Genomic DNA, 13,031 nt, shown 5'->3' on the forward strand with positions numbered 1-13,031 from the left:
CGGCCGGTGCCCCGGTCCCACCATCCCAGGAGGGAAGAGCGCAATCAGGAGCCGGTGCGCGACGTCGGCGTCGCCATCCACTCCGCCTGCCATCCCCCGCCCAAGCCCTGGATCAACGCCACCGCCGCGCTCTGCCGGCTCACCTGCACCTGCAGCACCGTGCGCCGCGCATTCAGCGCCGACACCTGCGCCGTCACCACGTCGGTATAGCTCACCTGCCCCTGCCGGTAGCGATTGAGGAACTGCTGCTCGCTCAGGTCCGCCGCCGCCGAGGCCTCGCGCCGCAGCCCTTCCTGCTGCGCCAGGCTCGCGCCTGCGGTGAGCTGGTCCTCGACGTCCTGGAAGGCCGCGAGCACGGTCTGGCGATAGCGCGCCACCGCAGCCTCGTGCGCCGCCTTGGCCTGGTCGACCTGCGCCGCGATGGCGCCGGCATCGAACACCGTCTGCGCCACCGACAGGCCCAGCGACCACAGCGTGTTCGAGGCGTTGAACAGATCGCCCACCCGGCTCGCATTGCTGCTGAGCGCGCCGTTCAGGCTGAAGCTCGGGAAGTAGGCGGTCCGGGCGATCCCGATCTGCGCATTGGCCGCCGCCACCGCGCGCTCGGACGCGGCGATGTCGGGCCGGCGCTGCAGCAGCGTCGAAGGCAGGCCGGCGGGAATGCCGGGCACGGTGGGTTTCCAGTCTGCCGCGGGCAGGCTGAACTCGGCCGGCGCCGCGCCGACCAGCACCGCGATCGCGTGCTCCAGCGTGTCGCGGTTGCGCTTCAGCGCCAGGCGCTCGGCCTGGGTGTTGACGTAGAGCGTCTGCGCCTGCAGCACGTCGGTCTGGGCGGCGATGCCGGCGTTGTAGCGGTTGCGCGCGATCGCCAGGCTGCGCTGGTAGCCCTCCAGCGTGACCTCCAGCAGCCGCAGTTCGGCATCGGCCTCGCGCAGCGAGAAGTAGTTGACCGCGAGCTCGCCCACCGCCGACAGGCGTGCGGCGGCCAGGTCGGCCTCGCTGGCCTGGGCGCTGGCCTGGGCGCCGCCCACCGCCTGACGCAGCCGGCCCCAGACGTCGGGCGCCCAGTCGGCCCGCAGCGCCGCGCCGGCGGCGGTGCCGGGCGAGGTGTTGCGCGCACCGGAGCGGGTGGCGCTGCCGCTGGCCGACACGGTCGGGAACAGCGCCGCGCGCTGCTCGCGCACCACCGCCTGGGCCTGCGCGTAGCTGGCCACTGCGGCGGCGATGCTCTGGTTGGAAATCTGCACGCGCGCGGCCAGTTCGTCGAGCGCCGGATCGCCGAAGAGCTTCCACCATTCGCCGCGGTCCAGGGCGTCGGCGGGGGCGGCCGGCAGCCAGCCTTCGGCGGCGGGCGCTTCCTTCCAGGCGGAGGGCGTGGCAGTGGAAGGCTGCTCGTAGGTCGGGCCGATGGCGCAGGCGCTCAGGGCCAGAGCGAAGGCGACGGCGGCAGCGCAGCGTGCGGGTCGGTCGAGCGAAAAATTCGAAGCGATCATGGGCGTTGCGAGGTCATCGAGGGTCGGCGCCCTCACCCCAGCCCTTTCCCGGAGGGAGAGGGAGTCGGAGAGGGGTCGGGGACGAGCGAGGGGTCGGTCGCCTCGCGGCTCAGGTACTTCTCGTTGGCCGGGCGGCGGCGCACCTTGTCGAGCAGCACGTAGACCACCGGCGTGGTCAACAGGGTCAGCAGCTGGCTGGCGATCAACCCGCCGATGATGGCCACGCCCAGCGGCTGGCGCAGCTCGGCGCCCTCGCCGAAGCCGATGGCCAGCGGCAAGGCGCCCAGCGCGGCGGCCAGCGTGGTCATCAGGATGGGCCGGAAGCGCAGCAGGCAGGCCTCGCGCACCGCCTCCACCGCGCTCAGCCCGCGCGCGCGCTCGGCCTCGAGCGCGAAGTCAATGATCAAGATCGCGTTCTTCTTGACGATGCCGATCAGCAGGAACACGCCGATCAGCGCAATGATCGAGAACTCCATGCGAAACAGCAGCAGCGCCAGCACCGCGCCCACGCCGGCCGAGGGCAGCGTGGTCAGTACCGTGACCGGATGCACCAGGCTCTCGTAGAGCACGCCCAGCACGATGTAGATCACGACGATCGCCGCGAAGATCAGGAACAGCTGCTGCGCCTGCGACTGTTGCGCCGCCAGCGCGGTGCCCTGAAAGCTGCCGCGCACGTTGATCGGCATGGCGATGTCGGCCTCGGCCTGGGCCACGACGCGGCGCGCGTCGGCGATGCTCACGCCCTCGGCCAGGCTGAAGGAGATGGTGCTCGCGAGCTCGGTGTCCTGGTGGTCGATCGAGCTCGGCACCGCGCGCTCGCTGAGCTTGGAGAAGGCGGCGAGCGGCACCATGGGCGTTGCGGTGGTCGCGATCTGCTGCCCCGCGGAGGAAGTGCGCGAGGCCGGGTTGGCCGAGGTGGTGGTCGAGGTGCCGGTCGTCGCGTCGGTGCTGGCCTGCAGCGAGCTGACGGTGCTCGCGCCGCTCGCGGTGGTGACGGTGCTCAGGGTCGAGGGCACGTAGAGGTCCTTCAGCACGATCGGCGCGCGCTGGAAGCGCGGCGCCCACTCCATGATCACCGAGTACTGGTTGAGCTCGTCGTAGATGGTGGCCACCGAGCGCTGGCCATAGGCGTTGTAGAGCGCGTTGTCGACCGCGCTCGAGGTGACGCCCAGGCGCGCCGCGGCATCGCGGTCCACCTCGACGAAGGTCTCGACGCCGTTGGCCGCGTCGTCGCTGTCGATGTCCGTCAGCGTGGTCTCCTGGCGCAGGCGGTCGGCGAGCTTGGCGGTCCACTTGCGCAGGTCCTCCAGGTTGTCGGCCTTGAGGGTGTACTGGTAGCTGGAGTTGCTGGAACGCCCGCCCATGCGCAGGTCCTGCACCGGGAACAGGAACACGCGCAGGCCGGTCAGCTGGCTGAGCTGCGGCCGCAGGCGGTCGATGACCACTTGCGTCTTCTCGGTGCGCTGCGCGAGCGGCTTCAGGTTGACGAACATGAAGCCGCCGCCCGCGCGGCCGCCGCCCGAGAAGCCGACCACCGTGGCCACCGCGGGGTCCTTGCGGATGATGTCCACCGCCTGGCGCAGCTTGTCGGCGACGGCGGCGGAGGAAATGCTCTGGTCGGCGCGGATGCCGGCGTTGAGCTGGCCGTTGTCCTGCTGCGGGAAGTAGCCCTTGGGAATCGCGTTGAAGAGGTAGACGTTGAGTCCGATCACGGCCAGCAGCACCATCATCACCACGGCCTTGCTGGCGAGCGCCCAGTCCAGGCTGTGAGCGTAGACGCGCAGCGTCCACCGCCAGGCGCCCTCGAAGCCCCGGCCCAGCCAGCTGCGCACGCGCCCGTGCTTCCTGCGCGGCCCCTCCTCCGCTTCGCTGCGCAGCAGCATGGCGCAGAGCATGGGCGTGGTGGTGAGCGAGATCACCAGCGAGATCAGCACCGAGGCCGAGAGCGTGACCGCGAACTCGCGGAACAGCCGGCCCACCTGCCCGCCCATGAACAGCAGCGGGATGAACACCGCCACCAGCGACAGGCTGATCGACAGCACCGTGAAGCCCACCTCGCGCGCACCGCGCAGCGCGGCCTCGATGCGGTTCATGCCGGCCTCGACATGGCGCGCGGTGTTCTCCAGCACCACGATCGCGTCGTCGACCACGAAGCCGGTGGCCACCGTGAGTGCCATCAGGCTCAGGTTGTTGAGGCTGAAGCCCAGCAGATGCATCACGCCGAAGGTGCCGAGCAGCGAGACCACGGTCGCCACCGCGGGGATGATGGTGGCGCGCGCCTTGCGCAGGAACAGGCCCACCACCAGCACCACCAGCACGATCGAGATCATCAGCGTGGTCTCGATCTCGCGCAGCGAGGCGCGGATGGAGTTGGTGCGGTCCAGGGCGACCTGGATGTCGATGTCCTGCGGCAGCTGCGCGCGCAGCTCGGGCATCAGGTCGCGAACGCCGTCGACGGTCTCGATGATGTTGGCGCCCGGCTCCTGCGTGACCAGCACCACCACAGCGGGCTCGCCGTTGAACAGGCCCAGGGTGCGGGTGTTCTCGACGCTGTCGATCACCCGCGCCACGTCGCCCAGGCGCACGGGCGCGTCGTTGCGCCAGGCGATCACCAGGTCGCGGTAGTCGCCGGCACGGCGGCCCGGCGCGGGGGTGTAGATCTGCAGGCGGCGGTCGCCGCTCTCGATGGCGCCCTTGGGCCGGTTGGCATTGTTGGCCTGGATGGCGGCACGCACGTCCTCGCTGCTGATGCCCATGCGGTTGAGCGAGAAGGGTTCCAGCTCCACCCGCACCGCCGGCAACGAGCCGCCGCCGATCTCGACCTCGCCCACGCCCTCGACCTGCGACAGGCGCTGGCTCACGATGTTGGACACCGCCTCGTAGATCTGGCCCGGCGTGCGCGTCCTGGAGGTGAGCGCGAGGATCATCACCGGCGCGGAGGCCGGGTTGCGCTTGCGGTAGGTCGGGTTGCTGCGCAGCGTGGCGGGCAGGTCGGCACGGGCGGCGTTGATGGCGGCCTGCACCTCGCGCGCTGCGCTGTCGATGTTGCGCTTGAGGTCGAACTGCAGCGTGATGCGCGCCGAGCCGTTGGAGCTGGTCGAGGTCAGCTCGTTGACGCCCGGGATGATGCCCAGCCGCCGCTCCAGCGGCGTGGCCACGCTGGAGGCCATGGTGCTGGGGCTGGCGCCTGCCAGGCTGGCCTGGACCGAGATGGTGGGGTAGTCGACCTGCGGCAGCGGCGAGACCGGCAGCACGAAGAAGGCGACGATGCCGGCCAGGGCGATGCCGATGGTCAGCAGGACCGTGGCGATGGGACGCTCGACGAAGGGGCGGGAGAGGTTCATGGGCCCGCACCCTCGCCCCAGCCCGCTCCCGCAAGCGGGAGAAGGAGCCCCACCGGCAGCGTTCGCTCAGGCGGCATGTGGCTCTTCACGCTTGCCCCCGAACCTGCGCCCCATCCGATCGAAGGCCAGGTAGATCACCGGCGTGGTGAACAGCGTCAGCACCTGGCTCACCACGAGCCCGCCGAAGATCGCGAGGCCCAGCGGCCGCCGCAGCTCGGCGCCCTCGCCCCAACCGAGCATCAAGGGCAGCGCCGCGAACAGCGCCGCCAGCGTCGTCATCAAGATCGGCCTGAAGCGCAGCAGCGCCGCCTGGTGGATCGCCTCCTGCGGCGACTTGCCTTCGTTGCGCTCGGCGTCGATCGCGAAGTCGATCATCATGATCGCGTTCTTCTTCACGATGCCGATCAGCAGGATGATGCCGATGATGCCGATCACCCCGAGGTCGTTGCCCGTCACCATCAGCGCCAGCAGCGCGCCGACGCCGGCCGAAGGCAGCGTGGACAGGATGGTCAGCGGATGGATGTAGCTCTCGTAGAGCACGCCCAGCACGATGTACACGCACACCACGGCCGCCAGGATCAGCCACAGCTGGTTGGTCAGCGACTTCTCGTAGGCCCCGGCCGCGCCCAGGAAGTTCAGCCGCACGCTTGCGGGCAGGCCGATCTCCTTGGCCGCCGCGCGGATCGCCGAGACCGACTTGCCCAGCGCCACGCCGGGCGCGGTGTCGAAGCCGACCGTGGCGGCCGGGTACTGCGCCACGCGCGTGACCTGCAAGGGCGCCAGCTGCTCGCGCACGGTGGCCAGCGCCGACAGCGGCGTCGGCGCGCCCGCGCCGGTGCGCAGTTGCAGGTTGCCCAGCCCCTGCGGCGACGCCAGCGCCTCGCGCTGCGCCTCCAGGATCACGCGGTACTGGTTGGTCTCGGTGAAGATGGTGGAGACGATGCGCTGGCCGAAGGCGCTGTAGAGCGCGTCGTCGACCGAGCTGGCCGTGACCGAGAGGCGCGATGCGGTGTTGCGGTCGATGTCCACGTAGGCGGCCAGGCCCTGCGCGCCGGCATCGGTGGTGGCGTTGCGCACCTGCGGCGTGCTGCGCAGCCGCTCGACCAGCTTGTTCGCCCAGTCGTTCACCACGGTGGTGTCCACGCCCTCGAGCGCGACGCGGAACTCGGTCGGGCCGGTCTCGGCGTCGATGGTCAGGTCCTGCGTGGGCTGCAGGTAGAGCGTCACGCCCGGCACCGCGCGCACCCGCTCGCGCAGCCGCTGCATCACGCTCGCGGGGTCGTCGCGGTCCGAGCGCAGGTTGATCAGCATGCGGCCGGTGTTGAGCGCGGTGTTGTTGGCCGCGTCCACGCCCACCACCGAGCTGAGGCTGCGCACGTCGGGGTCGGCCAGGATGGCCTCGGCCGCGGCCTTCTGCAGCTCGGCCATGCGCACGAAGGACACGTCCTGCGCCGCCTCGATGCGCGCCTGCAGCTGTCCGGTGTCCTGCGTGGGGAACAGGCCCTTGGGGATGGCGACGTAGAGCAGCACCGTCAGCGCCAGCGTCAGCGCCGCCACCACCAGCGTCGCCGGCTGGTGGCGCAGCACCCATTGCAGCTGGCGGTCGTAGCGCGCGATCACGCGTTCGAAGAAGTGCTGCACGCGCGCACCGAAGCGGCCGCCCTCCTCCGCCTGGGGCTTGAGCCGCTGGGCCGCTCCCGAGGCGAAAACCGAAGCCGAAGGCGAAGGCGAAGGTAGTCCAGTGAGCCAGCGTGCCGACATCATCGGCACGAGCGTCAGCGAGACCACGGCGGAGATCAGGATGGTGATCGCCAGCGTGACCGCGAACTCGCGGAACAGCCGCCCCACCACGTCGCCCATGAAGAGCAGCGGGATCAGCACCGCCACCAGCGACACCGTCAGCGAGATGATGGTGAAGCCGATCTGGGTCGCCCCCTTGAGCGCGGCCTTGAAGGGCGGGTCGCCCTCCTCCAGATAGCGGGCGATGTTCTCGATCATGACGATCGCGTCGTCCACCACGAAGCCGGTGGCGATGGTCAGCGCCATCAGGCTCAGGTTGTTGAGGCTGTAGCCCAGCAGGTACATGATGCCCAGCGTGCCGATCAGCGAGATCGGCACCGCGACGCTGGCGATCACGGTGGCGCGCACGCTGTGCAGGAACAGGAAGATCACCAGCACCACCAGCACCACGGCCAGCCCGAGCTCGAGCTGCACGTGACGCACCGAGGCGCGGATGCCGGTGGTGCGGTCGCTCAGCACCTCGACCTTGAGCGCGCCGGGCAGCGAGGCTTCGAGCTCGGGCAGCTGCTTCTTGATGGCGTCGACGGTGCCGATGACATTGGCGCCGGGCTGGCGCTGCACGTTGAGGATGATCGCCGGGTACAACTCGGCGCGGGTTGCGGCGCCCGGCTCGTCCCTCGACTCGGCACGCGCAGCCGCCCAGGCGCCCAGCTGGGTGTTCTCCGCGCCATCGACCACCCGCGCGACGTCGCTCATGCGCACCGGCGCGCCGTTCTTCCACGCGACGATCAGGTTCTTGTAGTCGGCCGCAGCGACCAGCTGGTCGTTGGCATTGATCGTGTAGGCGCGCTGCGGCCCGTCGAAGCTGCCCTTGGCGCTGTTGGCATTGGCCGCGGCGATGGCCGTGCGCAGCGTGTCCAGGCCGATGCCCACCGCGGCCAGCGCGTTGGTGTCGGCCTGGATGCGCACCGCCGGACGCTGGCCGCCCGACAGCGACACCAGCCCCACGCCGGCCACCTGGCTGATCTTCTGCGCGAGCCGCGTGTTGACCAGGTTCTGCACCTCGGTCAGCGGCATGGTGCTGGAGCTCACGGCGAGCGTGAGGATGGGCGCATCGGCCGGGTTGACCTTGGCATAGACCGGCGGCGCCGGCAGGTCGGCCGGCAGCAGCGAGCCGCCGGCGTTGATCGCGGCCTGCACCTGCTGCTCGGCCACGTCGAGCGTCTGATCGAGCGCGAACTGCAGAGTGACGATGGAGACGCCGTTCGAGCTCACCGTGCTCATGCGGTCCAGCCCCGCCATCTGGCCGAACTGGCGCTCCAGCGGCGCGGTGACGGTGCGGCTCATCACCTCGGGGCTGGCGCCCGGGTAGAGGGTCTGCACCTGGATGGTCGGGTAGTCCACCTGCGGCAGGGCCGCCAGCGGCAGGAAGCGGAAGCCCACCAGGCCCGCGAGCACGATCGCGAGCATCAGCAGCGCGGTCGCCACCGGCCGCTCGATGAAGGGGCGCGATGGGCTCATCGGCGTCGCTCCTTCACTGCGGCGGCGCTTGCCGGCGGCGGCCCTCGCCGCGCGGTCCGCGCGGGCCCGAGGCGCCCTGGCGCGGACCCGCGGCCGGCTTGTCGCCCTGCAGGAGCACCTGCGCGCCGTCCTTGAGGCGGTCGCCGCCCTCGGTCACCACCTTCTCGCCGGGCTCCAGGCCCTCGGTGATCGCTGCCAGCTCGACCGTCGATTCGCCCCGCTTGACCGGGCGCATCGTGACCGTGCGGTCCTCGTTGATCACGTAGACGTAGCTGCCGGTAGGCCCGGTGCGGACCGCGGTCACCGGCACCACGATCGCGCTGAGGGTGCGCAGCGTCATCTGCACGTTGACGAACTGGCTGGGGAACAGCGTGGTCTGCGCGTTGTCGAAGCGCGCCTTGCCCTTGACGGTGCCGGTGCTGGTGTCGACCACGTTGTCGAGCGTGGAGAAGCCGCCGGTGTCCAGCGTGGTGCTGCGCGTGCGGTCCATCGCCTTGACCGGCAGCGCCACGCCCTTGGCGAGCTGGGCCTGGATGTCGGGCAGGCGGTCTTGCGGCACGGCGAACTGCACGTCGATGGGGGTCATCTGGGTGATCACCGCGATGCCCGTGCTCGCGTTGGCCGCAACCGTGTTGCCGGGGTCGACGGTGCGCAGGCCGATCTTCCCGGCCACCGGCGCGGTGATGCGCGTGTATTCGACGTTGAGCCTGGCCGCGGCCTCGGCGGCGCGGTCGGTGATCACCGTGCCTTCGAGCTGCTTGACCAGCGCGGCCTGGGTGTCGACATCCTGGCGGGCGATGGAGTCCTGGGTCAGCAGCGTGCGGTAGCGCGCCAGCGTCACGCGCGCGGCCTCGAGCTGGGCCTCGTCGCGCACGCGCGTGCCCTGGGCCTGCATCAGCGCCTGCTCGTAGGGGCGCGGGTCGATGCGGGCCAGCAACTGGCCCTTGGTCACCGTCTGGCCCTCGGTGTAGAGCACCTCGGTGAGCACCCCGCCGACCTGCGGCTTCAGGGTGATGGTGGCCAGCGGCGTCACGGTGCCCAGCGCATCGATGGTCACGGGCAGCTCGGCCCGGCGCGCCACCGCGTGGCCGACGGTGGAGCCGGGTGGGCCGGAGCCGCCGCGGCCGCCCACCGGCTCGCCCGAGCGCTTGATGAGATACCACGCCCCCCCGCCCAGGGCGAGCACGAGCAACAGCGCGGCCAGGCTGCCCAGCCAGCGCCGCCGGCGCGACGGCGGCCGCGGCGCGGGCGGCTCGGCGAGGGGGTCGGTGGCAGCGGGCTCGGGGGCGGGGAAAGACATCGGCAACAGGGCAGTTCGCAGGCAGCCCGTAGTGGAGCGCCGAATCGTAGCGCCCAGTTCTTACGGACCGTAAAGCCCCGGTAAAGCAGACGTTGACCTTTGCGTCCGGCGACAGCGGATTGCAACTCGCGCCGGCCGGCTGCAGCTCGTCGCAAGCGCGTGGCGGGGCCGCGGGCCGGCCGGCACAGTCCGCCCATCGACGCTTCGGACCACCCTTCAAGGAGAAACAACATGCAGATGCTGGCCCAGATCCTGACCCACACCCCGCGCTGGGTGTTCGCCCTCTTCGCGCTGCTCGTGTGGATGGGCGCCAAACAACTGCTCGCCGGCAGCGTGAGCCTGACCCGCGTGACGCTGTTGCCGATCGCCATGACCGGGCTGTCCTTCTACGGCATGCTTTCCGCCTTCGGCGACTCGCCGCTCGCACTGTTCGGCTGGGCCGCCGCGGCCACGCTGCTGCTGCTGACGGTGCAGCGCTGGCCGCTGCCGGTCGCCGCGCGCTTCGACGCGGCGAGCCGCAGCTTCCACCTGCCGGGCAGCGCGGTGCCGCTGGCGCTGTTCATGGGCATCTTCTTCACCAAGTACGCGGTCGGCGTGCTGCTCGCGATGCATCCGGAGCTGGCGCGCCACGAAGGCTTCGCCCTGGGCATCGGCACGCTCTACGGCGCCTTCAGCGGCATCTTCGCGGCGCGGTCGCTGCGCCTGTGGAAGCTGGCCATCCGCGAGGACCGCGAAGCCCTGCCGGCGGCCGGTGTCTGAACAGCAAGCGCGACGCAGCCCCTTTCTTCCGCAAGAATCCATCATCGTTTCAAGAGGTCTCACCATGAACGACGCCCTTTCCTCCGACCACCGCACCGAACGCCTCGCCCGCCGCCGTGCCGGCGCCAAGATGGGCTGGTACATCCATGCCAGCGTCTACGTGCTGGTCAACCTGTTCCTCGTGATCCTGGCGAGCTCCCGCGGGCAGAACTGGGCCATGTACCCGCTGCTCGGCTGGGGCCTGGGGCTGCTGATCCATGGCGCGGTGGTGTTCTTCGTCGCGCCGGGCGGCAACTTCTACGACCGGCTGCTCGAACGCGAGCGCAAGGCACTGCGCGGCGGAGACCGCGGGTGAGCGACACCCTGTCGCGCAACTTCTCGCCGCACAACCTCCGGCACGTGCTGCGCCACGGCATCTCGACCGCCGGCTTCTGCTGCGTCATCGCGGTGGGGCTGTCGGTCTCGGGCCGTGGCGCCTGGGCGCCCCAGTTCGTCTATTCGCTCTCGATCGGGCTCATCTGCTGGCTGGTGATCGACCTCGGCCGGCTGGTGCTGGCGGGCCGCGCGGCCAAGCCCTGGCCGCAGGGCTGGCGCGGCGTGGCGCTGGTCATCGTGGGCATCGCGGCGGGCTTCCTCGGGGGCAACGTGATCGGCGACGCCTGGACCGGCAAGCCCCTGCTCGAATTCTTGAGCTTCTCGCGGGACAAGCTCGCCTCCACGGTGCTGATCACCGTGGTGGCCGGCGTCGTCATCTGCTACTTCTATTACAGCCTCGGCAAGAGCAAGTACCTCGAAGGCGAGATCGCGCTGGCCCAGCGCGACGCCGCCGATGCGCGCCTCAAGCTGCTGGAGACCCAGCTCGAGCCGCACATGCTGTTCAACACGCTGGCCAACCTGCGCGTGCTGATCGCCACCGACCCGCCGCGCGCCGTGGCCATGCTCGACCGTCTCAACAGCTACCTGCGCGTGACCCTGAGCGGCTCGCGCGCGCTCGCGCATCCGCTTGCGGCCGAGTTCCAGCGGCTGGGCGACTACCTGGAGCTGATGTCCGTGCGCATGGGGCCGCGGCTCGCTTACCGGCTCGAGCTGCCCGACGATCTGCGCGAGGTGCCGGTGCCGCCGCTGCTGCTGCAGCCGCTGGTGGAGAACGCGATCCGCCACGGACTGGAGCCGAAGGTCGACGGCGGCGAGATCGCAATCGGCGCGCGGCGCGAAGGCCGGCGCCTGGTGCTCGAGGTGTGCGACACCGGCGTCGGCCTCGCCATCGACCCGCCGGGCAGCACGCCGCGGCCCGACGGCGGCTTCGGCCTGTCGCAGGTGCGGGAACGCCTCGCCACCGCCTACGGCGAGCAGGACGGCCTGCGGCTCACGGCGGGCCCGGCCGGCGGCACCTGCGCCACCCTCCAACTCCCCTTGTCCGAATGAAGACCACCGCCCTCATCGCCGAAGACGAACCCCTGCTGGCCCAGGCCCTGCGCGCCGAGCTCGCCGCCGCCTGGCCCGAGCTCGAAGTGCTCGCCACCGTGGCCGACGGCCGCAGTGCGGTGCGCGCGGCGCTGCAGTTGCTGCCGCAGGTGCTGTTCTTCGACATCCGCATGCCGGGCCAGGACGGCCTGGCCGCTGCCGCCGAGCTGGCCGATGCCTGGCCGGCCGACGAGGCGCCGATGCCCCAGCTGGTCTTCGTGACGGCCTACGACGAATACGCAGCCCGGGCCTTCGATGCCCAGGCCATCGACTATGTGCTCAAGCCGGTGCAGCCGGAGCGGCTGCGGCGCACCATCGCGCGGCTGCAGCAGGCGTTGGAGCCGCAACGCAACGGCGCCGCGTTCAACGCCGAGGATGCGCTGGCGGGCACGCTCGCGCAGTGGCGCCAGGTGCTGGCCGCGGCCGGCGGCGCCGGGGGCCTTTCGGGCGCCGGCAGCGCGGCACCGCTCAAGCTGATCGCCGCCAGCGAGGCCGGCAGTGCAGGCAGCACGGTGCGCATGGTGCCCATCGACGAGGTCCTGTATTTCGAGGCCGCCGACAAGTACGTGCGCGTGCTCACCGCCACCCGCGAGTACCTGATCCGCACCCCCCTCAAGCAACTGCTGCCGCAGCTCGACGCGGGCGTGTTCTGGCAGGTGCATCGCGCCACGGTGGTGCGCAGCGACGCCATCGAATCGGTGCACCGCGACGAGGCGGGCAAGCAGCAGCTCACGCTGCGCGGGCGGACCGAGAAAATTCCGGTCAGCCGCCTCTACGCCCACCTCTTCAAGGCGATGTAGACGCCCGTGAAGGATGGCCCCCACTCCTCCACGTCGTGGGGTCGCTGCGTCCCGAAGGCGCGTTTTTCATGTTGGGGGCGGCCCGGCATGAAAAAACCGGCCCAGGGCCGGTTTTTTCATGTGACAGCAGGCAAATCGTGGCTGTCTGCGCTCAACGCCAGTGGCGATGGCCGTGGCCGTGACCGTAGCCGTGGCCGTGGCCGTGATGGCGGTAGTAGCCGCGCGGCGGGCCGTAGTACACGGGCGGCGGTGCGTAATACACCGGGGCCGGACGGTAGTAGACCGGCGGCGGCGGGGCGTAGTAGACCGGGGCGGCCGGACGGTAGTACACGGGCGGCGGCGGTGCGTAATACACCGGAGGAGCAGCGACGCCGACGGCCACGCCGGGAGCGCTGATGCCGACCGACCAGCTCACGTCGCCGCGAGCATTCGCCGAAGCGGCAGTGAACAAGGCGCCCGCTGCGACAACGCCGGCGGCAGCCCATTTGAAGAAGGTGGATCGGGTGAGGCTCATGGTGTGGATCTCCTTGTTGAGGGGGACGCATGCGTCCATGTGCCTATTGAACGCAGCAAATGTCAACCCGGTTCACACTGCACAGTGAAGAACGTT

9 protein-coding genes are annotated in these 13,031 nt (G+C 70.7%); 4 read left to right on the plus strand and 5 right to left on the minus strand.

The window, feature by feature from the left end; translation table 11 throughout:
* Positions 1-44: 44 nt before the first annotated feature.
* From AC3A6Y_RS13535 to AC3A6Y_RS13550, 4 genes are all read right to left on the minus strand, one after another.
* Positions 45-1,493, minus strand: coding sequence for an efflux transporter outer membrane subunit (locus AC3A6Y_RS13535; protein WP_487868733.1), 1,449 nt, complete (start codon positions 1,491-1,493; stop codon positions 45-47).
* 32 nt (positions 1,494-1,525) lie between these two features.
* Positions 1,526-4,837, minus strand: a complete 3,312-nt coding sequence (locus tag AC3A6Y_RS13540) for an efflux RND transporter permease subunit (protein WP_487868734.1) — start codon at positions 4,835-4,837, stop codon at positions 1,526-1,528.
* 66 nt (positions 4,838-4,903) lie between these two features.
* A complete protein-coding gene (locus tag AC3A6Y_RS13545) occupies positions 4,904-8,098 on the minus strand; it encodes an efflux RND transporter permease subunit (protein WP_487868735.1) in 3,195 nt (1,064 codons plus the stop codon).
* A gap of 13 nt (positions 8,099-8,111) precedes the next feature.
* Positions 8,112-9,398, minus strand: coding sequence for an efflux RND transporter periplasmic adaptor subunit (locus AC3A6Y_RS13550; RefSeq protein ID WP_487868736.1), 1,287 nt, complete (start codon positions 9,396-9,398; stop codon positions 8,112-8,114).
* Positions 9,399-9,629: 231 nt separating this feature from the next.
* Here AC3A6Y_RS13550 and AC3A6Y_RS13555 point away from each other — a divergent pair, with 231 nt between their 5' ends.
* The 4 genes from AC3A6Y_RS13555 to AC3A6Y_RS13570 all read left to right on the plus strand — a co-directional run bounded on the left by AC3A6Y_RS13555 (position 9,630) and on the right by AC3A6Y_RS13570 (position 12,421).
* Positions 9,630-10,157 (plus strand): DUF6622 family protein, encoded by a 528-nt coding sequence (locus tag AC3A6Y_RS13555; RefSeq protein WP_487868737.1) that lies wholly within the window; start codon positions 9,630-9,632, stop codon positions 10,155-10,157.
* Between the two features lie 64 nt (positions 10,158-10,221).
* Positions 10,222-10,512 (plus strand): 2TM domain-containing protein, encoded by a 291-nt coding sequence (locus AC3A6Y_RS13560; protein ID WP_487868738.1) that lies wholly within the window; start codon positions 10,222-10,224, stop codon positions 10,510-10,512.
* The gene (locus AC3A6Y_RS13565) at positions 10,509-11,582 is read left to right on the plus strand and encodes a sensor histidine kinase (RefSeq protein ID WP_487868739.1); all 1,074 of its coding nucleotides are present in this window, start codon (positions 10,509-10,511) and stop codon (positions 11,580-11,582) included. Before AC3A6Y_RS13560 ends, AC3A6Y_RS13565 begins: the two co-directional genes overlap by 4 nt.
* The gene (locus AC3A6Y_RS13570; RefSeq protein ID WP_487868740.1) at positions 11,579-12,421 is read left to right on the plus strand and encodes a LytR/AlgR family response regulator transcription factor; all 843 of its coding nucleotides are present in this window, start codon (positions 11,579-11,581) and stop codon (positions 12,419-12,421) included. The genes AC3A6Y_RS13565 and AC3A6Y_RS13570 overlap by 4 nt, the downstream gene beginning before the upstream one ends.
* A gap of 151 nt (positions 12,422-12,572) precedes the next feature.
* Here the strand turns inward: AC3A6Y_RS13570 and AC3A6Y_RS13575 are convergent, their stop codons facing one another.
* Positions 12,573-12,935 (minus strand): hypothetical protein, encoded by a 363-nt coding sequence (locus AC3A6Y_RS13575; RefSeq protein WP_487868741.1) that lies wholly within the window; start codon positions 12,933-12,935, stop codon positions 12,573-12,575.
* Positions 12,936-13,031 lie beyond the last annotated feature (96 nt).

The organism is Variovorax sp. Soil_C_17 (assembly GCF_057657265.1).